This is a genomic window from Flavobacterium geliluteum (assembly GCF_017948595.1).
GTDB classification, from domain to species: domain Bacteria; phylum Bacteroidota; class Bacteroidia; order Flavobacteriales; family Flavobacteriaceae; genus Flavobacterium; species Flavobacterium flavipigmentatum.
This window is the reverse complement of record NZ_JAGFBV010000012.1, coordinates 21,193-46,334: the sequence shown is the minus strand read 5'-3', so window position 1 is coordinate 46,334 and position 25,142 is coordinate 21,193. Positions and strand designations below refer to the sequence as shown.

Below are 25,142 nucleotides of genomic sequence, written 5' to 3'. Positions count from 1 at the left end.
CTGTGGCTAAATATTATTTTTTTAATGAAAAATTATATTGTATGCCAAATACAAATGTTCTGGGGGCTGCTGCCGTATAGGTGGGTTGTGCGTTTGTTGTATTGGCTCTGGAAACATTGTAGGCGTATAATTTGTCTGTTAGGTTCATAACATTACCATAGATTTCGAAGGCTTTCCATTGGTAGCCAATTCTGGCATTGAACAAGTTGTAACCGTCGTATTTTACAGTGTTGATTTGGTCTTGATAGTAGCTACCCACCAACTGCCATTCAATAGAAGTTCTAAAATTAGGAAGCCAATTTGGGTAGTAGGTCACCTCAGAATTTCCAGACCATTTTGGTGCTGCTGGCATTTCTTTCCCGTTTAAATCCTGAACTGGGTCAGTGGGTTTGTCAGAAAGTTTAAAATCGATATACTCGTGCTGGGCGTAAGTGCCGCCCATACGAATGTTGAATTGTTTTGAAGGTCGGTAGGAGGCTCCAAACTCGATTCCTTTATGGCGGGTTGCTCCCGCAGAACGATAATCTGTAGAATTATCGAGAAGTTTGATGCTTAATAATTCGTTTTTACCTTCCATATAATACAAGGCATAATCAAAATTTAATTTATTTTGAAGAAAAGAAAACCATCCGCCCACTTCGTAATTATTAAAAGTTGCAGGTTCTAGATTATAATAAAAATCGGCAACTACTCCTGTCGTACCGCCAGTTCCAGGTTTTGTTCGAAAGATTGAAGTGATTCCGGGAGGTGCAAAACCTTGTGAATAATTGCCATAAAAACCTGTAAATTCAAACGGATTGTAATTGGCTCCCGCCTTAAAAGTTACCTTGTCATAGATTTTGCTTCCGGTAGATTGATCAAGTGCATTATCATAATTGATTTTCATATTGTCGTAACGACCGCCAATGGTAACAATTAATTTTTCGACAGGATTGAAACTTAATTGCGCATAACCCGCTGCATTAAAAATATCTGCGGTATAATCTGCTAATTTTGAGTCGGGGCGTTCAGCTACAATTTCGTAAGAGTTAACTGTTTGTTTTCCAGCTTCGCCCGGATTTAAGTTGGCTTTTAAGTCAATTACATACGACCAATAGGTTACAGGTGAATAATCGTAGAGCGCGCCAGCAACGATTTTAGTGTTCAGAAAATCAAATTTTTGAGTGTGCTGACCAATTGCTCCGTAACTTTTGAAATTGTTTGAATTGATTTCTCCAGTTGCTTTTGTTGGGTTAACAGTCGGGCTCCATTTGATTCCGTAGGAAGGATTTTGCCCCAATTTATTATCGCGCAAATAACCTGTGATGTAACTGCTTGAGTTGTCGTTCCAGTCGTGCTCCAACGTTAAACGTGTTCGTAAAGCATCTGATTTTCTATAAGTAAAATGGGTCGTGCTTTTGTAGCTTCTGTTGTAAAACGCTTCTTCATTAACGCTTCCGCTCATGTCTGAATAATATTTTCCATACATGGTATTACTAATTAATCGGGTAGAGGGAGAGATGTTATAATCGATTCTGGCATTCAAATTGTCTTTGTTATAATCAGAATAGGTCATCCAGCCGTTTTTCTGCAAAGTTGAAATTCCGGCAATGTGAAAACCAATTTTCCCTACGGTAGCTCCGCCTGCAGCCTGAATTCTTCTGTACCCGTAATTGTCGGCCTGAACGCCAAACTTGAATTCGGGATCAACCGGTGGTTTTTGCGAAATTAGATTGATCGTTCCTCCCACAGCTTCCGGTCCGTACAAAGAAGAAACAGGCCCTTTTACAACCTCGATACTTTGCAAATTGAACTGATTGATTTCTAACAAAGCATTGTGATTGAAGATTCCCATCGGGCGAATTGGCAAGCCATCTTCCAGATATAAATAGTAAGCATTAGTTGTCATCGGCTGGCGAATCGACATCATGTGTTGCTCGTTTCCTAAATTGACCATCAACACCCCTGGCGTTTTATTGATGATTTCGTAAACCGCATTGGCCTTGGTCTCGTTAATGGTTTTAGCCGTTATTTTGCTAATTGCCACAGGTGTTTCTTTACGTAAAGTGGCGGTTCTGTTGGCGGTTATAAAAACGTTTTCAAGTTCCTGAGTTCGGGTCGTGTCTTTTTCTGCTTTATTTTGTGCCAAGACGCATTGCCCCACAATCAATAGGGCGAAATAGATATTTTTCATTTTAAATGATATAAATTTTAAAAAGTAACAGGTATTTTCCCTGATTTAAAAAAACAAGGAAAAATGATTTCAATTTTGAATTGAAAAGTGTAGCTAAAATTTATACCAAAGTGGATGGAGGATGAAAAGTACTATTTGAAACCGATATTGGTTTTGCGTCAAAAGAAGCAAAAAGGGCTATTACTGATTGGATTGGTGTTACTAATTTGAAATTAGCTGTAGGTGTATTTTGAATGTAAACAATCTCTGCTTTTTCTTTCAGATTGTTTTGCATTCTCTTTTCGTTATCTGCGTATTTTTTTAGACTTTTTTGAAGTTCACATCGTCCGTTACAACTATTAAAAACCATTTTTCGTTGTACACAAATAGTTTTTGAGATTTCTTCCTGATTTAATTTGAATGAAGTATAAACAAAGAAGCTGCCAAATGACGGCACCAAAAGCATACAGGAGAGAAATAGGATCAATAACTTTTTCAAGAGTTGTTTCGTTGTTTACAAGTGCAAAAATACATTTTTATTATTTTTAAAGAGTATGATTTTCGTCATTTTACAAAAAAAAATATCTCCAATTATCAAAAGTAACTGGAGATATTTATGTGAGAAACCTAACAGATTTTAAAACCTGTCAGGTTTAAAGAATTTATTATTTAACAAGAACCCATTCACCAGAAGCGATTAAAGTTTCTGCTTTTTTAAATTTCATTGTTTCTGTTTTACCCGAAGCCACTTCCTGAACTGTTACGGTGTCATTACGATTGATTTTTGGCATATCTCTCACAATAGTTTCTGTAACCTGACGCTGTTGTGTTTCTCCAGCTTCACGATTGATGTCTTCGCTGTTTACCACTTCGTCTTTGCTTAATTTGAAATTTTCTTTTTGACGCACTTCTCTAGCTTCTTGAATTTCAGGGACGTTTTGAGCAGGCAAATCACCTTTGAATAGGAATGAAATAACCTCTTTATTAACGTTTTCCAACATTCCTCTAAACAAATTAAAAGCTTCTAATTTGTAAATAAGCAACGGATCTTTTTGCTCGTGAACCGCCAACTGAACAGATTGTTTTAACTCATCCATTTTACGTAAATGTTTTTTCCAAGCTTCATCTACAATAGAAAGTGTGATGTTTTTCTCGAAATCAGCGATCAATTGCGTTCCTTCTGTTTCGTATGCTTTTTTCAAGTCAGTTACAACATTCAATGTTTTGATTCCGTCAGTAAACGGAACTACGATACGCTCAAAATGGTTGTTTGGTTCTTCGTAAACTCCTTTAATGATTGGGAAAGCTTCTCTGGCGCTTCTTTCTGTTTTTTCTGTATAGAATGCCAAAGTTTCCTTGTAAATTTTTCCTGTGATTTCAACATCTGTTAATTTAGAAAAATCTGCTTCTGAAATTGGAGAAGTGATCGAGAAATAACGAATTAAATCAAATTCGAAAGTTTTGAAATCATTAAATGGTTTGGTTTGACTCACGATTAACTCGCAAGTATCATACAACATATTGGCAATATCCAATTTTAAACGCTCACCAAATAAAGCGTGACGACGACGTTTATACACCACTTCACGTTGAGAGTTCATTACGTCATCATATTCTAATAAACGTTTACGAACACCAAAGTTGTTTTCTTCTACTTTTTTCTGAGCACGTTCGATAGATTTGGTCATCATAGAATGCTGAATTACTTCGCCTTCCTGCAATCCCATTCTATCCATTACTTTAGCAACTCTTTCAGAACCAAATAAACGCATTAAGTTATCTTCAAGAGAAACATAAAATTGAGAACTTCCTGGATCTCCCTGACGTCCTGCACGACCACGTAACTGTCTGTCAACACGACGGGAATCATGACGTTCTGTACCCACGATTGCCAAACCTCCGGCAGCTTTTACTTCTGGAGATAATTTAATATCTGTACCACGACCTGCCATGTTTGTTGCAATCGTTACCACTCCGGCTTTACCGGCTTCTTCAACAATTTGTGCTTCTTGCTTGTGCATTTTAGCATTCAAAACGTTGTGTGTAACACCTCTCATTTTTAACATTCGGCTTAATAATTCTGAAATCTCAACAGAAGTTGTTCCAATCAATACTGGTCTTCCTGCATTTGATAATTCTGTTACATTTTCGATAACAGCATTGAATTTTTCGCGGGTTGTTTTATAAATGTAATCTTCTTTGTCTTGTCTTGCGATGCCTCGGTTGGTCGGAATTTCTACAACGTCTAGTTTGTAGATTTGCCATAACTCTCCCGCTTCTGTTACTGCAGTACCCGTCATACCTGCCAATTTGCTGTACATTCTAAAATAATTCTGTAATGTAACAGTTGCAAAAGTTTGGGTAGCAGCCTCGATTTTTACATTTTCCTTTGCTTCAATCGCCTGGTGTAAACCGTCAGAATAACGACGACCATCCATGATACGGCCTGTTTGCTCATCGACAATCATAATCTTGTTGTCCATGATTACGTATTCTACATCTTTTTCAAAAAGAGCATACGCTTTTAAAAGCTGCGTTAAAGTATGAATACGTTCACTTTTTACTCCAAAATCCTGAAATAATCTTTCTTTTGCTTCCGCTTCTGCATCTTTATCTAATTTTTGCTTCTCGATAGCTGCAATTTCAGTTCCGATATCTGGAAGTACGAAAAAGTCGGCATCAGTGTCACCCGATAGGTATTTGATACCATTGTCCGTCAATTCTACTTGATTGTTTTTTTCTTCAATTACAAAATACAAAGCTTCATCTACTTTGTGCATTTCGCGATTGTTGTCCTGCATGTATTGATTTTCGGTTTTTTGAAGCAATTGTTTGATTCCTTCTTCACTCAAAAATTTAATTAATGCTTTGTTTTTAGGCAAACTTCTGTAAGCTCTCAATAATAAGAATCCACCTTCTTTAGTGTTGCCTTCTTTGATTAATTTTTTAGCTTCAGCTAAGAAACCATTCGCCAACTGACGTTGTTGGCTTACTAAGTTTTCGATTTTTGGTTTCAATTCATTAAATTCATGACGATCTCCTTGTGGAACCGGTCCTGAAATAATCAATGGTGTTCTTGCATCATCGATCAATACAGAGTCGACCTCATCGACAATAGCATAATTGTGTTTTCTTTGTACCAAATCGTTTGGCGAGTGCGCCATATTATCTCTTAAGTAGTCAAAACCAAATTCGTTATTGGTTCCGTAAGTAATATCAGCATCGTAGGCTTTCTTTCTTTGTTCTGTACTTGGTTGGTGATTATCAATACAATCAACCGTTAAACCGTGAAATTCAAACAAAGGTGCTTTCCAGGTGCTATCACGTTTAGCCAAATAATCATTCACAGTTACTAAGTGAACACCGTTTCCAGTTAAAGCGTTTAAATAAAGAGGCAAAGTAGCCACCAAAGTTTTACCTTCACCCGTTTGCATTTCGGCAACTTTACCTTCGTGCAAAACCATTCCGCCAATCAGCTGCACATCATAATGTATCATGTCCCAGGTAATTTCTTTACCTGCCGCATTCCATTTGTTGGCCCAGATTGCTTTGTCTCCGTCAATAGTGATGTAGCTTTTTGCAGCAGAGAATTCTCTATCTTTAGGAGTAGCGGTAACTTCTATAAATTCGTTGTCTTTAAATCTACGGGCGGTTTCTTTTACAACAGAAAACGCTTCCGGAAGGATGTCTAAAAGTGTTTTCTCTGAGATTTCGTAAGCTTCTTTTTCAAGCGCATCAATAGCTTCATATAAGTCTTCTCTTTTATCGATGTCTTCGATTTTTTCAACTTCCGCTTTAAGCGAAGTAATTTTAGCATCTTTGTCTGCTCTGGCTTCTTTTATTTTTTCTTTAAAAAACACCGTTCTGGCTCTCAATTCATCGTGAGACAAACTCATTAAGCTAGTTTCGAATGTTTTTATTTTGTTTAAATAAGGTTGTAAAGCTTTGACATCTTTCTGAGATTTATCACCTACAAAGACTTTTATGATACTGTTTATGAAACTCATGATTTATTGTATTTCTATTTTATCTAAATGTGTATTTCAACCAAAAAAAAAGCCTCTGTGATGAGACTTTTTCCTTTGGTTTATTTTTTAATATTCATCCTCATTCCAAAGATAATCTTCGTCTGTTGGATAATCAGGCCAAATTTCTTCCATTGATTCATATATCTCTCCTTCATCTTCAATCGACTGAAGGTTTTCTACTACTTCTAACGGAGCACCAGCTCTAATAGCGTAGTCAATAAGTTCGTCTTTGTTAGCAGGCCATGGCGCATCACTTAAATAAGATGCTAATTCTAATGTCCAATACATCTGTTATCTGTTTAGTTTGTGCAAAAATAAATTTTTTACTGAAAAAGACAAGTAAATTTTGATTTATTTTAATAAAATTTAAGAACGTCTCTATAATTGCAGATTTTAGATTGTTGATTTTAGATTATTAAAGCGTTACATTATCTAAAATCTTAATTCTAAAATCTAAAATTTTTATTTCCTCGGAATCCATTTTACTTCCTCCGCTTTTAAGTCTGAGGACAACTTCCGTGCCAAGACGAAAAGGTAGTCAGATAGTCGGTTCAGGTACTGTATTGCAATTTCTGGGACATGCTCATTATGGCTTAAATGTACCGCTAAACGCTCTGCACGTCTACAAACACAGCGTGCAATATGACAATATGACACGGTTTGATGGCCTCCGGGTAAAACAAAATGTGTCATTTGCGGAAGCGATTCTTCCATTTTGTCTATTTCGTTTTCTAATAATTCAATATCAGTATCTATGATTCCCAGATTTTTCAATCGGAGTTCACCGTTTTTCAAAACTTCTTTTTCCTGCGGAGTGGCTAAAATAGCGCCAACAGTAAATAGTCGGTCCTGAATTTCGATCAAAATTGATTTATAATTCGGATTGATTTCCTGATCACGAATCAATCCTATATAGGAGTTCAATTCGTCAACAGTACCATAACTGTCAATTCGCATGTGGTCTTTAGGAACTCGGGTGCCTCCAAAAAGCGATGTGGTGCCTTTGTCTCCTGTTTTGGTATATACTTTCATTTTTTTGAGTTGCTAAGTTTCTAAGTTGTTGAGAAACTGAGTTTTTATAAGCTGCTATGCTTCTGAAGAATTAAGTTTTTTTATTTCCGATTAAAAGATTCAACAAATAAACAGTTCAATTATTTAGAAATTATTTTGTGGTGTCACTTTCGATCACGCCATCACGCAAGCGAATTATACGGTGTGCATACGCAGCAATATCTTCTTCGTGAGTAACCAAAATTACGGTGTTGCCTTGTGCATGAATATCGCCAAAAAGCTTCATGATTTCTACAGATGTTTTACTGTCTAAGTTTCCTGTTGGCTCATCGGCAAGGATTATCGAAGGTTTATTGACCAAAGCACGTGCGATCGCCACACGCTGACGTTGCCCTCCAGAAAGCTGATTCGGTTGGTGATCCATTCTGTCGGCAAGATTTACTTGCTGTAATACTTCGGTTGCCCGTGCATTCCTATCAGATTTAGAATGTCCGGCATAAATCATGGGTAAAGCAACATTATCTAATGCTGTAGTTCTGGGTAAAAGATTGAAAGTCTGAAACACAAAACCAATTTCTTTGTTTCGAATTCCTGCCAATTCATCATCTTTCATTTGGCTGACATCTTTTCCGTTCAAAACATAATATCCCGAAGTTGGTGTGTCCAAACAACCTAATAAATTCATTAAAGTCGATTTTCCTGAACCCGAAGGGCCCATCAATGCAACATATTCGCCTTTGTTGATTTCTAAATCGATACCTTTTAAGACATAAACAATTTCGTTGCCTAAAACAAAGTTTCGTTTAATATCAGTTATTTTAATTAATGGGTTTGCCATTTTATTTTACAATTTTGGATTTAAAAGTACAAAACACTTTTCAATAATTGATAAGTAGCCCACAATTGATTTTTGTTACAGTAGAAGGAGTGTTTTACCGACTGAACTTTTTTCTCAAAAAGAAGAAAATTTTAAACACTTGTTATTTTATATTCTTATTCTTTAAAAGGGCGTTATATTATTTTAAATTATTTTTACATAATTGTCATATTTTTTAATTTTAATTAAATATTTTTTAATTTTTTATGTAATTTTTAATAATATATCTAAAATTTAACTATATTTGACATATAATATTAAACATTAAAAATTATGAAGAACATACAAATTTTATCAGGAATTGCCATTTTGGCCTTAGGTTTTACCTCATGTAAAGACGAAAAACAAGAGAAAGCAGAAAAAACAGTCGAATCATACGTAATGTATGTAGATTCTGTAAAAAATGTTGCTGCGGACGATTTGAAAGAAAATTGGAAAGATGTGGAAGCTGAATATGATAGAAGAGCTGCAAATGCAGAATTAGCATTGGCAGATATTAAAGACAATACTGTACAAACCGAAAAAATTAATAATAGCAAAATTAAATACGAAGAATTTAAAAATAGTATGGCAGCAACTCTTGCTCCACCACTAACTCCTAAACAACAATTGCGTAATGCTTTGTTTGGTGAAGGAAAAATTGGTGAAGATATGAGCTTTAATTGGGTAAATGCTCAAAATATTCACAATGTGTACCAACAATTTGTACATACGGTAGAAAACAATAAAGACAGCTATTCTCGCGAAGATTGGGATGAGATTAAACTAATGTATGAAGCGCTTGACAGCAGAAAAAATACAGTAGAAAAAGAAGGTCTTACTTCTGAAGATAACAGAAAAATCGCTGGTTTAAAAATTAAATTTGGACCTATCTATACTCTAAATAGAATGGGAGCTAAATCTGAAGAAGCAGCTGAGGCTAAAAAATAAAAAAAAGCAATAATTACAAAAATGACAATCAGCAATGGTTGTCATTTTTTTTTAAGCTCTAATTACAAAATGTTCTTTTTCCTGCTCATGCCTGAAAAACACAAATCCCCACTGAAAAGTATCGATGGTTACTTTTACTTTTGAGTGATTTTTAATCGTTTCCCAGGCTTCTTCCATTTCTTCAGACCAATGAATGTCATCAAAAATCCAGACAGTATCATTTGTAATTGTTGGTAATAAAAGGTCAAAATATAATAAGGTCGCTTTTTTTGAGTGATTGCCATCGAAATAGATTAAATCCCAATCGCAGATATCTGCAGAATTTTTCAAAAATTCACTAAATTCTACATTTAGAAATTCAAATTTAAAATCTGGAAATTGCTCGTTAAATAAATTTTCCGCAACTGAAAGTGTGTTTTGGCAACCTTCAATACTAAGTAAAAACGAATTCTTATCTCCCAATGCCATTGCAGAAGTTGCTAAGCCTAATGAAGTTCCTATTTCTAAGATGTTTTTTGGCTGAAAATAATTAGTTATCCTAAAAAGCAGTTCGGCTCTTTTTGGAGAAATTCCTGCAGTCGAAGCTATTTTAGAGATTTGCCTTTTATTCGATTTAAAAACCTTTGAACCAACACCAAAATCGGTGACTTCGATAAAATTTTTATTTCTTAAAAGTGATTTTCGGTACTTTTTCAGAATCGAATATTCGGTTTTAGGTTTTTTATCGTAAAAGCATTTTGTCAGTAAATTAAAGACAAAAGGAGAGTGTACGGCGTGTTCGTTTTTAGAATGCCAAAGGAATTTTAAGTATGATTTTATTTGAAATAACATTTTGGTCTCAGTTTTCAGTTTGAGTTTTCAGTTGTTTATTGCAATTGAAAACTCAAACCGTGACTTTTTTTAATTAACCGAAATTAATTTTACATCAAAAACAAGAACAGAACCTCCGGGAATTCCGCTGTAATCATAACTTCCATATCCGAGATGAGAAGGAATTAAAAGAATACCGCTTCCTCCGGTTTTAAAATAAGGAATACCTTCTGTCCAGCCTTTTATAACTTGATTTAACCCAAAAGAAATTCCCTCAGCTTTGCTCTGATCAAAAATGTTTCCGTTTGTGTAATATCCTTTATAAGCAACGGTTACATTAGAGGTTGCTGTTGGTTGGGTACCAGTTCCGGGTTCATTTATTACATAATACAAACCAGAATCACTTCGTTGTGCTATTAATTTATTTTTAGCAATATAATCTGTAATTTCTTTTTCATTCTCAGCAGTGTAGTCCGTTTTTTGAGGAGCCTGTTTGTCATTCGAACAAGAAATAAAAAGAGTTAAAGCTACTAAAGTCGTTAAAATGTGTTTCATTAGAAATTAATTTTTAAAAGATCAAATATAATAGAAAGCATTATTTTTTGTGAATGAAATATCGTTTACCCTTCAATTTTAGCCGAAAGCTCAAACCAACGCTCTTCTTTTTGGTCTATTTTATTGATGATGTTTTGCAATTCGTTTGCTTTTTTCTCGATATCGGCGTCGGCAATTTTTCCGTCAGAGAACAGTTGTTCTATTTTGGTTTTATCAATTTCCAGATCTTTGATTTCTCTTTCTAGTTTTTGATATTCTTTTTGCTCATTGAAAGTTAGGTTTCCAGTCGGATTATTTTGTTTCCAGTCTTTCTTTTCGGCTTTGTTTTCTTCCTTCTGCGCTACGTCTGCACTGTCTTCGTAAGCACGGAAATCAGAGTAGTTTCCTGGGAAATTTTCGATTTCACCATTTCCTCTGAAAACAAATAAATGATCGACAATTTTATCCATAAAATAACGGTCGTGCGATACTACCAATAAGCATCCTGGATAATCGAGTAGGAAGCTTTCGAGTACATTTAGCGTTACAATATCCAAATCGTTGGTAGGCTCATCGAGAATCAAAAAGTTAGGATTTTGAATCAAAACGGTACATAAATACAAACGTTTTAACTCACCACCACTCAGTTTTTCTACAAAATCGTATTGTTTTTTTGCATCAAAAAGAAAACGCTCCAGCAATTGTGAAGCCGAAATCATGCGCCCTTTTGAAAGCGGAATAAATTCGCCGTATTCTTTTATAATATCAATTACACGCTGATTCGGTTTCGGATTGATTCCAGATTGCGTATAATAACCAATTTTTATGGTTTCTCCTTTTACAACGCGGCCACTATCCAGCGGAAGTGTTCCTGTAATAAGGTTTAAGAAAGTAGATTTTCCGGTACCGTTTTTACCAATAATTCCGATGCGTTCTCCGCGCTGAAAATCAAAACTAAAGTTGTCGAGAATGACATGATCCTTAAATTTCTTGGAAATTTTGTGAAGCTCGATAATCTTGCTTCCCATGCGTTCCATATTGATTTCGAGTTCGACTTTGTTTTCGCGACGGCGGCTTTGTGCTTTTTCTTTAATGACATAAAAATCATCCTGACGCGATTTTGATTTGGTAGTTCTCGCCTTTGGCTGGCGACGCATCCATTCTAATTCTTTTGTAAATAAGTTTTTGGCTTTGTCAACGCTCGCATTTTCAGAGGTAATTCTTTCCTCTTTTTTTTCTAAGTAGTAAGAGTAATTTCCTTTGTATTGGTAAAGTTTTCCATTGTCTAATTCGATAATCTCATTACAAACACGCTCCAAAAAGAAACGGTCGTGTGTTACCATAAACAGCGTAATATTTTCTTTGGCAAAATAACTTTCAAGCCATTCAATCATTTCCAAATCTAAGTGATTGGTTGGCTCATCCAAAATCAATAAATCGGGGCGATTGATTAGAATAATAGCTAGTGAAAGACGTTTTTTTTGTCCACCAGAAAGATTTTTTATTTTCAATTTAAAATCTTCCAGTTTTAATTTGAATAAAATCTGTTTGTATTGCGTCTCAAAATCCCAGGCATTATGCTGGTCCATTCCGTCAAAAGCTTTCTGATAAGCTTCTCCGTCATCTGGATTTTCGAGCGCTTTTTCATACGCTTCAATTACTTTTAAAGTTTCATTATCCGATGCAAAAATACTTTCTTCGATAGTAAGTTCTTCCTGCAAGTTATTGTCTTGAGAGAGAAATGCCATCTTGATTCCTTTTCTCAAAACCACTTGTCCGGTATCAGGCTCATCCAAACCGTTGATAATGCTCATAATGGTCGTTTTTCCTGAGCCATTTTTGGCAATAAAAGCAATTTTTTGGTCTTTATTGATTCCGAATGAGATGTTGTCAAAAAGTGTTCTTTCACCAAATGACTTCGATATATTTTCTACAGATAGGTAATTCATGTTGTAATAGTGCCTAAAATAGGGCTTTTTTGTTTATTTAAAACTAAGAGGTCTGCAATTAGGTCTCTAATTTTAAATAGGAGTTTAATTTAGACCGTGCAAAGATACCTTTTTGAATCAAAGAAAAAAATAGCTTTACAGTAACGTTCAATTGTAAAAGATAAGGTGACTTTTAAGATCAAATAGATTTTGAAAAACACAATTAGTAAATACTCTCTTGTACTTATTATTCGTAATATTTCGAGGTCGATTTTATAAAGAAATCAAAAATCGATGCTTTAATCTACTATTCTAAGAAAATAGCTTCTGAAATAAAGCTTTGTAATGAAACTGATAACGTGTTTTGGTCTGAACTCTTTCTTTATTATATGATTAAGCTTATAAAAAGATACTGTTTTTAATATTTACTTTTATTATATTTGACCATTTGCATAACAACTACAGCAAGCTTAAAATTTAACAAAATTTCAAAACAAGAATAATGAAAAAAACTTTTTTATTTCTTTTTTTAATAATCAGCCAAGTAGCTGTAATGGGGCAAACCGTTAATTATACAGCTTCTACAAGTGTAATTGCCAATCCAGAAAGAGGTTTACAAAAATATTCTATAAGTGGAACTAACTATGCAACAACAGTTGGCGCAAATAATCTCCCAGTTGCAACTTTAAATAGTTGGAAAAACAGCACTGACAAAGTAACTGTTGTATACCGCTATTATTTGTTGGATGCTTTTATGAATTCAAACATCAATTCGACTTTTTTGAATAATATGCAAACTGATTTTAATAATATAAGATCAGCAGGTTTTAAAGTTATTGTCAGATTTGCTTACTCTAATTCAGAAGGAACAGTTGCTCAGCAGCCCACAAAAGCACAAATATTAACGCATATTTCTCAGCTTTCTTCTTTATTAACCAATAATAAAGATGTTATTTTTTCGCTTCAGGCAGGATTTATTGGCACTTGGGGTGAATGGTATTATACAAACTCAAACGAATTTGGAACAGATGGCGCCATATCGGCTATCCAATGGGGCAATAGAAAAGAGATAATAGACGCAATGTTAGCCATGACTCCAATTGAAATACCAATTCAAGTTAGATATGTTGGCATAAAACAGACCATGTACGGAACAACTCAGTTAACCCCTGCTACAGCTTATCAACAAAATGCAAATGCAAGAATAGGATTTTATAATGATGCTTTTTTAAATAATTATGGTGACATGGGAACATTCAGTGCTGATGAATGTACTAATCCGGTTGGTACGCCAGACTATAATTATTTATCTAATGAGACGAATTATCTGCCAATGACCGGAGAAACTAACGGATTAAACACTTGCGATAATGGTTATAGAACTAAAGGCGATAATGCTATATATGAAATGGGTTTGACTAATTGGACAACTTTGAACAGGGATTATCATCCTGATTTTTGGAATCAAATTAATGCAAGTCAATATGATAAAATACTTAAAAACTTGGGTTATAGATTTGTTTTGAATTCTTCAACGGTACAATCAAATGGTTCAAACTTTAATTTGACATTGAATATTACAAATGTTGGTAACGCAAGACCTTTTAAGCAAAGAGATGTTTATTTGATAATGAAAAATACAGCAACAAATTCAGTAACAACTCGTTTATTAAATACTGATATTAGAACATGGGAAAATTCAATTTCAATTACACAAAATTTTAATCCGGGAATAACTGGAGTATTTCAATTGTATCTTTGGATGCCCGATAAAGAATCTCTCTTATCTTCAAATTCAGATTATAGTATTCAATTTGCAAATAATGGCACTTGGGAATCAGCAACAGGATACAATAATTTATTGCAGACAGTTAACTTAAATACACTCGGAATGCAGGATTTTTCCTTTAAAAATAATTTATCAATCTATCCAAACCCTGCATCTGATTTTATTAAAATTCAATTAAATAGTTCTGAAAAAGAAGAAATTCAAATATATGATTCAGTTGGACAACTAGTTAAAATAGCAACAATATCAAATAATGATAAAATAGATGTTTCTAAATTTACTAGCGGAATATATTTTATTCGTTTAAAAAACAACCCATCATTATCTCTGAAATTTGTTAAATTATAAGATGTAAATGTTTTACAAAACATAACTTTTTTGTAGAGTAAACGGTATTATACTGCTATTTGTGAATTATTGATTAAGGTACGAGCTTAGTATAGAACTTAAATCTATACGATGAATTTGTTGCTGTATGTTCAAAATTGGTTTTCGCATCAGCGCTTCATTAGTCAGATAATAATACAATCCATCTTCGGTTGCGATACCTTCTATTTGATGAAATGGAAGTTTAAGGTCAATTCTTCTTTTGTTTCCAGACAAAAAATCATTGTTTTTAAAATCATATAATAGGTATAAAAATAGTTTTCCAGTTTTTGAATAACCACAAAGTACAATTCGTTTTTTAGCGGCAAAATAAGTAGCGCCAGTGATTAAACCTTGTGTGTCAAGCGTATTTTTTAGTTGCGCAGTATGATTTCCAGATTGTTTGGGTAGGCTGTAAATACTGGTTTTAGAAGCGGTCCATTGTTTGGTAAACAAATAAAGACTGTCTTTTGTCGCGACAAAAGCCTCACAATCAAAATTGGTATTATTTCCTTTTTGTTTCGAAAAATCGGTTTGATCAGAATACGTAAACGAAATAGTATCGATGATCGGCTTTCTATCCAAAAATGATTTTTTCTCAATTTTTAAAATATGTAAATCTCTTCTGTTTCCAGCTGCATTATTGCCAAAATCGCCTATGTACAAATAGCTGCTGTCTTGCGAAATTTCCTCCCAGTCGTTATTTTTTACTTTTTCTAAAATAATTTTTTTACGAATTTTTCCTTTGCTATCCATGCCGTAGATTGTCGTGTCATGATCGTCATTATGTGTCCAAAGCAAATTATCAAAAGCAATTAATCCAGAAGTTTCTTTTATCGAATCACTCAATTTTATAGAATATTTTGGTTTTATTTTAAAATTTTTATATTCACAACTTCCGTTATTTACGGTCGCATTTGAATTGTGATTTTTAGAAAGCGGATCGGTACAGCCCGAAATTTGAGCGTAAGCAGCACTCATGCAAAAAAGCAGTAGAAAAAGAGTGTTTTTCAGATTTTTCATATTTCAAAAATAACACATTCCTTCAGTATTTTACTTCATATTGGTTTTTGTTTTAGATTAAAACTTTAAATCTGCAAGAATCATTTTGTAGGTTGTGATAAGAATATAGAAAGGGGAGAAGTTTTGCCAAAAACGATTGTACTTTGAGATTGGATTTGGTCGAAAATTTCTAACTTCACAAAAAAAAATCAGTTAAATTTTTTATGCAATTATCTGTTGTTATCCTTAATTATAATGTGCGTTATTTTTTGGAACTCTGTGTTTTGAGTGTTCAGGAAGCGCTTATTTCGCTTGATGCGGAAATCATTGTAGTTGATAATAATTCGGATGATGATAGTGTTTTGATGATGCAGGAGCGATTTCCGAAAGTGAAACTTATTCAAAACAAAGAAAATTTTGGCTTCCCAAAAGGCAATAATATAGGAGTAGAGCATGCAAAAGGAGAATACATTTGCATCTTAAATCCGGATACGGTTGTAGCCGAAGATACTTTTACTAAAATTCTGGCTTTCGCCGAAAGGCAGATCGATTTAGGAATTGTGGGTTGCAAATTAGTCGATGGTACGGGCGCTTTTCTACCAGAAAGCAAGCGTGGGGTTCCAACTCCGTGGGTGGCTTTTACGAAGATTTTCGGGTTGTATAAAATAATTCCGAACCATAGACTTTTCAACCAGTATTATGCACAGCATTTAGGTAAAAACGAAACCGGAAAAGCAGCAATTTTAGTGGGTGCTTTTATGTTAATGAAACGTAATTTGTATCTTGATTTGAAGGGTTTTGATGAAGAATGTTTTATGTATGCAGATGATATAGATTTGTCTTACAGGGTGTTGCAAAATCAAAAAAACAATTACTATTTTCATGAAACCACAGTCATTCATTACAAAGGTGAAAGCACTGTAAAAGACGAAAAATACGTGAGCCATTTTCAGCAGGCTATGCGTTTTTTTTATAAAAAGCATTTTAAGCAATCATGGTTTTTTACTTTTTTTATTCAAATTGGAATTGTGTTTTTTTCTGTGGCAAAATGGTTTCAGGGAAAACAAAAGTCAAAACCAGTGCCCGAAAGTTATGTTTTGTACTCTTCGGATCTAAAATTGACTGAAAAATTGTCCTTTGTTTTTAAAAATAAAGTAGCTATTATCGATTTCAAAAAAGAAAAAATGGTAAATTCGTCACTGATTTTTAGAGGTAAAAGGGTAGAGATTATTTTAGATAATCAATATGTTTCATTCAAAAAATGTATCAAAATCATAGAAACTCTTAAAGATAAGAGCATTACTTTTAAAATTTTCCCCAAAAACGCCAATTTTGTTATTGGAAGTGATTCAAGAAATGACAGGGGGCAAATTATAAAAATCAAGTAAAAAATTATATTAAATGTAATTTATATTTAAAATATTCAGTAATTTCGCAATCTGAAAATCAAAATCACCTTTTAGGTTAATAATATGGCAAGATTTGAATTAAAACTTCCTAAAATGGGAGAAAGTGTCGCTGAAGCAACTATTACAAATTGGTTGAAAGAAGTAGGAGACAAAATTGAAGCTGATGAAGCGGTACTTGAAATTGCAACTGATAAGGTTGATAGCGAGGTGCCAAGCGAAGTATCGGGTATTTTGGTTGAGCAATTATTTGGTAAAGATGACTTGGTTCAGGTTGGTCAAACCATCGCAATTATCGAAACAGATGGTGATGCTCCTACTACGAAAGTGGTTACAGAGACTGTAGTTCCTGCTGCGATTGTTGAGATTGAAAAAAACATCGAAGTGGCAAAAGAAGTGATTGCTGCTCCACAAGATTTTTCAGGTTCTGATAAATTTTATTCTCCATTAGTAAAAAATATTGCAAAAGAAGAAGCCGTTTCTGTTTCCGAATTAGAAAATATTGCAGGTTCAGGAAAAGACGGACGTGTGACAAAAGAGGATATTCTTAAATATGTTGAGGATCGCAAGGCTGGTAATATCGCACCAAAAGTAGAAACGGCTGCAAAAGTTGAGGTAGTGGCGCCAAAAATTGAGGAGGCAGCTCCTAAAGCGCTAGCGCCAGTGGTTCAAAAAAGTCAACAAGCGGTTCCGGTTTCTGTAAACGGAGGTGACGAGATTATCGAAATGGACAGAATGCGTAAATTAATCTCAGGTTACATGATCGCTTCGGTACAAACATCGGCTCACGTGCAATCTTTTATAGAGGTTGATGTAACGAATATCGTAAAATGGAGAGATAAAGTAAAAACTGCTTTTGAAAAAAGAGAAGGCGAGAAGCTTACTTTTACGCCTATTATGATGGAAGCTGTTGCAAAAGCATTAAAAGATTTTCCAGGAATGAATATCTCTGTTGATGGCGAATATATCATCAAAAAGAAAAATATTAACTTAGGTATGGCGGCTGCTTTACCCAACGGAAATTTAATTGTGCCTGTTATTAAAAATGCGGATCAGTTAAATTTGGTTGGAATGGCAAAAGCGGTAAATGATTTAGGTAATCGTGCAAAAGCAGGAAAACTTAAACCAGACGATACACAAGGCGGAACTTACACCGTAACAAACGTAGGGACATTTGGCAGTGTGTTTGGTACCCCAATTATCAATCAGCCTCAGGTGGGAATCCTAGCTTTGGGTGCTATTCGTAAAGTGCCTGCGGTTATCGAAACTCCGGAAGGTGACTTTATCGGAATTCGCCAGAAAATGTTCCTGTCGCACTCTTATGATCACAGAGTGGTAGATGGTGCTTTAGGAGGAAGTTTTGTAAAAAGAGTAGCAGAATATCTGGAAGCTTTTGATGTAGACAGAGATTTCTAAAAAGTTTTATACTTAAAAATATCGCCCAATAAATTCAGTAGAGTTTATTGGGTTTTTTTATTTGTTTAAAAAGTAAAACAATTCTGAAAAAATTAGATTTGAAGATTCTTTTTTGTGAGTTTTGAAGTAAAATCAAATGATTTTATGACCAAAAAAAGTGAATAAAATAGGAAAAATTCGGCTTTAAAAATTACATTTGTAATCTTATAAAATAAAAAATGGAACTGAAACTCAACAAACCAATTTGCTTTTTTGATCTTGAAACAACCGGAATTGATATTGGAAAAGATAGGATAGTAGAAATTTCGATATTGAAAGTTTTTCCAAACGGAAATAAAGAAAGTAAAACATGGTTGGTGAATCCGACTATTCCAATTCCGCCGCAAACAACGGCTGTGCACGGTATTACAGATGAAAAAGTAGCCAATGAACCTACTTTTAATGAGTTGGCTCCGCAAGTCTATAATATGATTAAAGACAGCGATTTGGGCGGATTCAATTCGGATCGTTTTGATATTCCGTTGTTGGCAGAAGAATTACTGCGTGCCGGAGTTGATTTTGATATGAAAAATAAAGTCTCTGTCGACGTGCAGACGATCTTTCATAAAATGGAAGAGCGCACGCTGAGTGCTGCATTAAAATTTTACTGCGGAAAAAGCCTCGAAAATGCGCATTCGGCAGAAGCTGATACAATGGCGACTTACGAGATTTTAAAAGCACAATTAGATCGTTATCCTGAATTGGAAAATGATATGAAATCCTTGTCAGAATTTACAACCCGAAAAAAGATCGCCGATTTTGCAGGAATGATCGCTTTTGATAATGATAACGAAGAAATTTTTACTTTTGGGAAACACAAAGGCGCAAAAGTAGACAAAGTGCTGCAAACCGAACCAGGATATTTTAGCTGGATTCAAAATGCTGATTTTCCTTTGTATACCAAAAAAGTCCTGACGGCAATTAAATTAAGAAAATTAAATACGAAATAAGGTGCTGAGTGACTAAGCTTCTGAGATGCTAAGTTTTAGTTTCTTAGAAGCTTAGTTGCTTAGTAACTTAGTAACTCATAAAAAGAATGAAAATCATCTGTATCGGTAGAAATTATACCAATCATATTGAAGAATTAAAAAATGAGCGACCAGCTGAACCGGTGGTTTTTATGAAACCGGATTCTGCTGTATTACTAAAACAACATCCGTTTGTAATTCCCGAATTTTCGCAGGATGTACATCATGAAATCGAGATTATTGTTAAAATTAGTAAGGTTGGAAAGTACATCGAACCTAAGTTTGCACATAAATATTATGACGAAATAAGCGTAGGAATCGATTTTACAGCCAGAGATTTGCAAGCCAGACTAAAAGAAAAAGGATTGCCTTGGGAAAAAGCAAAAGCATTTGATGGTTCTGCGGTTATTGGTGATTTTTTACCCAAAACTGATTTTGCTTCGATGGAAAATCTTACATTTGGATTAACGAATAATTCTGAAATAGTTCAAAAAGGAAATTCAAGCCTAATGTTGTGGAAAATAGATGAGCTTATTTCGTATGTATCGCAGTATTTTACACTCAAAATTGGCGATATTATTTTTACAGGAACCCCCGAAGGTGTTGCCGCTGTAAAACCAAACGATGTTTTAGAAGGCTTTTTAGAAGATAAAAAATTATTTAGAATACAAGTAAAATAATGGCTTTAAAATACAATCTTTCAAAAGTATACGCACTCTCAGATAATGATCCGGATTTTGTAAAAGATATCCTGACATTATTTGTTACCGAAGTTCCTGAAGACCTAAAAGAAATCAGAGAAGGAATAAAGAAAAAAGACCATAAACATGCTTATGCTTATGCACACAAGGTAAAACCTACTCTGGATTTAATGGGTCTAAATGTTGCTTTTGAAGAGATTCTGCAAGTAGAAGCCTGGACAAAAGCAGAGGGCAAGAAAAAAGAGATCATCGAGACTTTCAAAAGTATCAAAATACAAGTAAAAGAAGCGATCAAAGAAATCAAAAAAGACTTTGATCTTTAGCATTTGGGCGTGACCCTATTTTTGCCCGATAAAAATCAGGTCAAAAATAGGGTCGGGTTTTTTGCTGTATCTTTTGTTCCACAGCATTTTTTGGTTGTCCAGACGTTTTTTCCGTCACAAAAGGATGCCGCTTCAACCCCTCACGCAATTTGTCACGATCACATTCATCTTAAATAATGGCTTATAATCGGGTCAGAAAAAAATAGCACGCACATGAAAGCAACGATCATTACTATCGGAGACGAAATTTTAATAGGCCAAATTATTGATACAAATTCTGGCTTTATTGCCAAATCACTCGACAAAATAGGCGTAGAAGTCATAGAAATGATTTCGATAAGCGATGATAAAAAACATATTCTGGATACTTTTGCGCAATTGCAAAACAAAGTAGATGTTGTTATCGTAACCGGAGGATTAGGGCCAACAAAAGACGATGTGACCAAAAAAACATTTTGCGAATACTTTGATGACAAATTAGTAGTCAATCCGGAGGTCTTAGCTCATGTCACTCAATTGATAGAAGGTTTTTACAAACGTCCTATTTCACAATTAAATAAAGATCAGGCTCTTGTTCCTTCAACTTGTACTGTATTGCACAATCAGGTAGGTACCGCGCCCGGAATGTGGATGAAGAAAGAAAACACCGTTTTTGTGTCTCTTCCGGGGGTTCCGTACGAAATGAAATATCTAGTCGAAAACGAAATAATTCCAAAAATTGTTCGCGAATACAAACGCCCTTATATCATTCATAAAACTATTCTAACGTATGGTCAAGGCGAGAGTATGGTGGCAGAACGTATAGAAGATTGGGAAAATAATTTGCCCGATTTTATCAAACTGGCATATCTGCCAAGCCCGGGAAGGGTACGTCTGCGTCTGTCTGCCCGAGGAACAGACAAAGAAATGTTAGAAACAGCTCTTGAAACCAATATACAATCACTAGATGCTATAATTAACGATATTATAGTAGGTTACGAAGAAAACGAAACGATCGAAGTCATTGTAGGAAGAATGTTGGCCAAACAAAATAGAACTATTTCGACTGCAGAAAGCCTTACAGGCGGAAAAATTGGTTCTGTTTTATCAGCTGTTCCTGGAGCATCAAAATATTACAAAGGTACGGTGGTTTCGTATGCAACAGAGATAAAAGTGAATGTTCTCGGTATCTCGCAAGATTTGATTGACAAATATTCGGTGGTAAGTGCTGAGGTTGCAAAGGCTATGGCTTTGAATGTGAAACAGATACTTAAAACCGACTATGCAATTGCCACAACAGGTAATGCAGGACCTACAAAAGGAGACTCAGATGCCGAAATCGGAACGGTTTTTCTTGCAATTGCAACCCCAAATGATATAATTGTAGAAGAATTTAATTTTGGTCAACCACGTGAAAAAGTGATAGATAGAGCAACGTTTAAGAGTTTTGAAATATTACAGAAAGAAATTTTAAAAAATGTGCATTAATTTTTTGTTTCAATCGTTTATTTTTCTTTTCTTTGCACCCTGATTTTGAATAACGATAAAAGATAAGTATAATGTCAAGAGTTTGTGACCTTACAGGTAAAAGAGCGATGGTAGGAAATAACGTTTCTCACGCTATGAACAAAACTAAGAGAAAATTTTCTGTAAACTTAGTTAAGAAGCGTTTTTATCTTCCAGAAGAAGATAGATGGATTACTCTTAGAGTAGCAGCATCTACGATAAAAACAATTAATAAAAATGGAATTTCTGCTGTTTTGAAAAAAGCGCAGTCAGAAGGATTTATCAAATAATCTTTTCCTAAATAAATAGATAGCAAGATGGCAAAGAAAGGTAATAGAATCCAGGTAATTTTAGAATGTACTGAGCACAAGACTACTGGTGTTGCAGGGACTTCAAGATACATCACAACAAAGAACAAAAAAAATACTCCAGACAGATTAGAGATTAAAAAATTTAATCCAATCTTGAAGCGTGTAACTGTTCACAAAGAAATTAAGTAATAATTAGAGGTTTGATAAAATCTCAGATGGAAACATTTGGTTTTTTATTAATTTCAATAACATTTGAATCATGGCAAAGAAAACCGTAGCATCGTTACAAACAGCTTCTAAGAGATTATCAAAAGCCATCAAAATGGTGAAATCTCCTAAAACTGGCGCTTATACATTCGTAGAATCTATTATGGCTCCTGAAGAAGTGGACACTTTCTTGAAAAAGAAATAATAACAATCACATTATATAGAAAAGCTACTTTCATTCCGAAAGTAGCTTTTTTATTTTTATATTTGTCTAAAATTTTTTAGAAGCACAGCAATTGGCTTTTTTTAAACATGATTCCCGCCATCCGCTATATCTTTGTCTGCCTAAAGAAGGCAAACAAAGGATATCGCTACTGTCGGGGCTAGTCTAAAACAATGGTGCTTTTTTTCAATTTTCGGGCTTCGGATTATTTAGAAATATAAGAAGTCTCCAATCTTAATTAATCTACAAAAAATGAGTTTTTTTAAAAAATTATTTTCTACTGATAAAAAAGAGACTTTAGACAAAGGTCTCGAAAAATCAAAAACTACTTTCTTTTCAAAATTAAGCAAGGCAGTTGCCGGAAAATCTAAAGTCGATGACGATGTTCTGGATAACCTAGAAGAAATTTTGGTTGCCTCAGATGTTGGCGTAAACACGACACTTAAAATTATTAAGCGAATCGAGAAACGTGTTGCCGATGATAAATATTTAGGAACAGAAGAATTAAACCAAATACTTCGTGACGAAATTGGTGCTTTGTTATCTGAAACCAACAGAGGCGAAGCCACCGAATTTGAGATTCCGAAAGATAAAAAACCATACGTTTTAATGGTCGTTGGTGTAAATGGTGTCGGTAAAACGACTACTATTGGTAAGCTGGCGTATCAGTTTAAAAAAGCGGGTTATAAAGTGGTTTTGGGTGCTGCAGATACTTTTCGTGCCGCAGCGATCGATCAATTACAAGTTTGGGCTGATCGTGTGGATGTGCCTATTGTAAGACAAAATATGGGTAGCGATCCTGCTTCTGTAGCTTTTGATACCTTGCAATCTGCGGTGGCTCAAGATGCCGATATCGTGATTATCGATACTGCCGGACGCTTGCATAATAAAATCAATTTGATGAACGAGTTGACCAAAGTAAAACGTGTAATGCAAAAAGTGGTGGCCGATGCACCACATGATGTGCTCCTGGTTTTGGATGGTTCTACGGGTCAAAATGCTTTTGAGCAAGCCAAACAATTTACTGCCGCTACTGAAGTTACTTCTCTTGCCGTGACAAAATTAGACGGAACAGCAAAAGGTGGTGTTGTTATTGGTATTTCTGACCAGTTTCAGATTCCTGTAAAATACATTGGTATTGGTGAAGGAATTGAAGATCTACAGGTCTTTAATAAATATGAATTTGTTGATAGTTTCTTTAAATAATTGTAGAATGAGTTTTTCTTCTTTAAAAAATTTAACACCAGTTACGTTTTATTTTGCAAGTGTGGTGTGTTTTGTTTTGGCCAATGTTCTTAAAGGCAAAAGTTTGTCTTTTTATTATGTTTTATTGGTTTTAGGACTGATTTTCTTTTTTATCGGAATGCTAAAAAGAATCCGTACGAAGCGATAAAATTAATCGAATAAAGATTTTATAATAAAAAAATCAATATTTTTAAATCCCAAATTCCAATTTTAAAGTTGGGATTTGGGATTTATTTTTTATAATTTATACAAAGTTACTTGTACAAAGCACTAATTTTCTCCCATAAAGTTTCGTCAAAATCAGATAAGGCAAGATTCACATCATCTGCAGCGTCTCCCATTCTGATGATTACCATTTTTTTACTCGGAATAACATATATTTTCTGATCGTTTTTGCCTAGCGCCATAAACATATCGTTTGGTGCAGTCGGAATAATACTTCCCGGGATCGTAAGTTGTGATTGCGGTAAATGATACGTGCTTTTTCCGTTGAGCCACCACAAATAACCATATCCTAAATTGATGTTTTGCGAAGTATTTGTTGCTTCGTTAAAGAAAGTTTCATTAAGGATTGTGTTGTTGTCCCATTTTCCTTTATTGAGCATTAGGAGGCCAAAACGCGCCATACTTCTTGAGGTGCTCATGTAGACACTGTTTACGTCAATCTGAACCCAATTGCCGTTCATTCCGATTTTGTCTCGTAATTTGGTGTTAAAATAATTCCCCCAAGTTTGTCCGCTTGCCTGAGCGACTACATCCTGTAGTTTTACATAGACATTATGATATGCCCAGCGTGTTCCAGCATCTGCTTTGTAAATCAAACTTGCTGGGTCAACTTCGTCAGTGCTGTCGTCCAGACCTGAAGTCATGGTGAGCAGGTTTTTGCACGTAATGAGGTTTTCTTTGGCCAAAGTTTCGCTTGTCCAGCCGGTACCAATATATTGCGATACTTTATTGTTGATGTTGAGTAAATTCTCTTGTTGTGCAATTCCTGTCACGGTCGAGGTGAGTGTTTTTCCGGCACTTGCCCAATACCAGTTGGTGCTGGCGGTATGACCATTGAAATAATTTTCTAAAACAATGCGGCCGTTGACCAAAACAATGAATGATTTGGAATGTTTAAGCTCGAGATAATCTAAAAGCGGTTGTACAGCATTTTGATTCCATTTGAGGTCGGAAATTGATTGCGTTTCCCAAGTAGTTCCTGTTAAAGGTGGAAAATACATGGTTTGATTGGTGGTTGTGGTTGTGTCGTTGTCTTCTTTGCTACAGCTAAAGAACGTGAACAGGATCAGGATTTTACAAATGTTTTTGGTCATGGTTTTTGTTTTTGGTTTGGGGTTTGACCAAAAATATGCAAAATAGTTTAATGTGTTTGGTGTTTTTTTATT

Annotated in this window: 24 protein-coding genes; 13 read left to right on the top strand and 11 right to left on the bottom strand. The window is 34.7% G+C overall.

Annotation, left to right across the window (positions count from 1 at the left end):
- Nucleotides 1-13: 13 nt before the first annotated feature.
- The 6 genes from J3495_RS09055 to J3495_RS09030 all read right to left on the bottom strand — a co-directional run bounded on the left by J3495_RS09055 (nt 14) and on the right by J3495_RS09030 (nt 8,029).
- On the bottom strand, nt 14-2,173 hold the full coding sequence (locus J3495_RS09055; protein WP_210666229.1) for a TonB-dependent receptor: 2,160 nt from the start codon (nt 2,171-2,173) through the stop codon (nt 14-16).
- A gap of 100 nt (nt 2,174-2,273) precedes the next feature.
- Nucleotides 2,274-2,651 (bottom strand): hypothetical protein, encoded by a 378-nt coding sequence (locus J3495_RS09050; RefSeq protein ID WP_236025425.1) that lies wholly within the window; start codon nt 2,649-2,651, stop codon nt 2,274-2,276.
- 166 nt (nt 2,652-2,817) lie between these two features.
- Nucleotides 2,818-6,159, bottom strand: a complete 3,342-nt coding sequence (secA, locus tag J3495_RS09045; protein ID WP_210666228.1) for a preprotein translocase subunit SecA — start codon at nt 6,157-6,159, stop codon at nt 2,818-2,820.
- An 87-nt stretch (nt 6,160-6,246) separates the two neighbouring features.
- Nucleotides 6,247-6,468 carry a DUF2795 domain-containing protein gene (locus J3495_RS09040; RefSeq protein WP_007138072.1) on the bottom strand — a complete coding sequence of 74 codons (222 nt, stop codon included), beginning with the start codon at nt 6,466-6,468 and terminating at the stop codon, nt 6,247-6,249.
- Between the two features lie 174 nt (nt 6,469-6,642).
- Complete coding sequence (locus J3495_RS09035; protein WP_210666227.1) at nt 6,643-7,212, bottom strand: cob(I)yrinic acid a,c-diamide adenosyltransferase; 570 nt, start codon at nt 7,210-7,212, stop codon at nt 6,643-6,645.
- Between the two features lie 130 nt (nt 7,213-7,342).
- Entirely contained in the window at nt 7,343-8,029 is a 687-nt protein-coding gene (locus tag J3495_RS09030) for an ABC transporter ATP-binding protein (protein ID WP_210666226.1), read from the bottom strand.
- Between the two features lie 312 nt (nt 8,030-8,341).
- Between J3495_RS09030 and J3495_RS09025 the strand changes: the two genes are divergently transcribed.
- Entirely contained in the window at nt 8,342-8,998 is a 657-nt protein-coding gene (locus J3495_RS09025; protein ID WP_210666225.1) for a DUF6565 domain-containing protein, read from the top strand.
- Nucleotides 8,999-9,049: 51 nt separating this feature from the next.
- On the opposite strand, the gene J3495_RS09020 is transcribed toward J3495_RS09025, so the two are convergent.
- From J3495_RS09020 to J3495_RS09010, 3 genes are all read right to left on the bottom strand, one after another.
- Nucleotides 9,050-9,829, bottom strand: coding sequence for an O-methyltransferase (locus J3495_RS09020; RefSeq protein WP_210666224.1), 780 nt, complete (start codon nt 9,827-9,829; stop codon nt 9,050-9,052).
- A 69-nt stretch (nt 9,830-9,898) separates the two neighbouring features.
- Nucleotides 9,899-10,363, bottom strand: coding sequence for an FKBP-type peptidyl-prolyl cis-trans isomerase (locus J3495_RS09015; RefSeq protein ID WP_210666223.1), 465 nt, complete (start codon nt 10,361-10,363; stop codon nt 9,899-9,901).
- 65 nt (nt 10,364-10,428) lie between these two features.
- The gene (locus J3495_RS09010) at nt 10,429-12,291 is read right to left on the bottom strand and encodes an ABC-F family ATP-binding cassette domain-containing protein (protein WP_210666222.1); all 1,863 of its coding nucleotides are present in this window, start codon (nt 12,289-12,291) and stop codon (nt 10,429-10,431) included.
- Between the two features lie 481 nt (nt 12,292-12,772).
- Here J3495_RS09010 and J3495_RS09005 point away from each other — a divergent pair, with 481 nt between their 5' ends.
- A complete protein-coding gene (locus tag J3495_RS09005; RefSeq protein WP_210666221.1) occupies nt 12,773-14,407 on the top strand; it encodes a T9SS type A sorting domain-containing protein in 1,635 nt (544 codons plus the stop codon).
- 66 nt (nt 14,408-14,473) lie between these two features.
- On the opposite strand, the gene J3495_RS09000 is transcribed toward J3495_RS09005, so the two are convergent.
- Complete coding sequence (locus tag J3495_RS09000) at nt 14,474-15,448, bottom strand: T9SS C-terminal target domain-containing protein (RefSeq protein ID WP_236025424.1); 975 nt, start codon at nt 15,446-15,448, stop codon at nt 14,474-14,476.
- 203 nt (nt 15,449-15,651) lie between these two features.
- Here J3495_RS09000 and J3495_RS08995 point away from each other — a divergent pair, with 203 nt between their 5' ends.
- From J3495_RS08995 to J3495_RS08945, 11 genes are all read left to right on the top strand, one after another.
- Nucleotides 15,652-16,815 carry a glycosyltransferase family 2 protein gene (locus J3495_RS08995; RefSeq protein ID WP_210666220.1) on the top strand — a complete coding sequence of 388 codons (1,164 nt, stop codon included), beginning with the start codon at nt 15,652-15,654 and terminating at the stop codon, nt 16,813-16,815.
- Between the two features lie 84 nt (nt 16,816-16,899).
- Nucleotides 16,900-18,249, top strand: a complete 1,350-nt coding sequence (locus tag J3495_RS08990; RefSeq protein ID WP_210666219.1) for a dihydrolipoamide acetyltransferase family protein — start codon at nt 16,900-16,902, stop codon at nt 18,247-18,249.
- 218 nt (nt 18,250-18,467) lie between these two features.
- On the top strand, nt 18,468-19,238 hold the full coding sequence (locus J3495_RS08985) for a 3'-5' exonuclease (RefSeq protein ID WP_210666218.1): 771 nt from the start codon (nt 18,468-18,470) through the stop codon (nt 19,236-19,238).
- An 86-nt stretch (nt 19,239-19,324) separates the two neighbouring features.
- Nucleotides 19,325-19,936: a fumarylacetoacetate hydrolase family protein gene (locus tag J3495_RS08980; RefSeq protein WP_210666217.1), complete on the top strand. Its 612-nt coding sequence runs from the start codon at nt 19,325-19,327 to the stop codon at nt 19,934-19,936.
- Complete coding sequence (locus tag J3495_RS08975; protein ID WP_210666216.1) at nt 19,936-20,280, top strand: Hpt domain-containing protein; 345 nt, start codon at nt 19,936-19,938, stop codon at nt 20,278-20,280. The genes J3495_RS08980 and J3495_RS08975 overlap by 1 nt, the downstream gene beginning before the upstream one ends.
- A gap of 213 nt (nt 20,281-20,493) precedes the next feature.
- On the top strand, nt 20,494-21,747 hold the full coding sequence (locus J3495_RS08970; RefSeq protein WP_210666215.1) for a CinA family nicotinamide mononucleotide deamidase-related protein: 1,254 nt from the start codon (nt 20,494-20,496) through the stop codon (nt 21,745-21,747).
- 71 nt (nt 21,748-21,818) lie between these two features.
- Nucleotides 21,819-22,055, top strand: coding sequence for a 50S ribosomal protein L28 (rpmB, locus tag J3495_RS08965; protein ID WP_007805815.1), 237 nt, complete (start codon nt 21,819-21,821; stop codon nt 22,053-22,055).
- A 27-nt stretch (nt 22,056-22,082) separates the two neighbouring features.
- Nucleotides 22,083-22,265 carry a 50S ribosomal protein L33 gene (gene rpmG, locus J3495_RS08960; protein ID WP_007805817.1) on the top strand — a complete coding sequence of 61 codons (183 nt, stop codon included), beginning with the start codon at nt 22,083-22,085 and terminating at the stop codon, nt 22,263-22,265.
- Nucleotides 22,266-22,335: 70 nt separating this feature from the next.
- Nucleotides 22,336-22,488 (top strand): DUF4295 domain-containing protein, encoded by a 153-nt coding sequence (locus tag J3495_RS08955; protein WP_072961632.1) that lies wholly within the window; start codon nt 22,336-22,338, stop codon nt 22,486-22,488.
- Nucleotides 22,489-22,758: 270 nt separating this feature from the next.
- Nucleotides 22,759-23,712, top strand: coding sequence for a signal recognition particle-docking protein FtsY (gene ftsY / locus J3495_RS08950; protein WP_210666214.1), 954 nt, complete (start codon nt 22,759-22,761; stop codon nt 23,710-23,712).
- Nucleotides 23,713-23,719: 7 nt separating this feature from the next.
- Nucleotides 23,720-23,899 carry a hypothetical protein gene (locus J3495_RS08945; protein ID WP_210666213.1) on the top strand — a complete coding sequence of 60 codons (180 nt, stop codon included), beginning with the start codon at nt 23,720-23,722 and terminating at the stop codon, nt 23,897-23,899.
- Between the two features lie 106 nt (nt 23,900-24,005).
- On the opposite strand, the gene J3495_RS08940 is transcribed toward J3495_RS08945, so the two are convergent.
- Nucleotides 24,006-25,070 carry a serine hydrolase domain-containing protein gene (locus J3495_RS08940; RefSeq protein WP_210666212.1) on the bottom strand — a complete coding sequence of 355 codons (1,065 nt, stop codon included), beginning with the start codon at nt 25,068-25,070 and terminating at the stop codon, nt 24,006-24,008.
- Nucleotides 25,071-25,142: the final 72 nt, after the last annotated feature.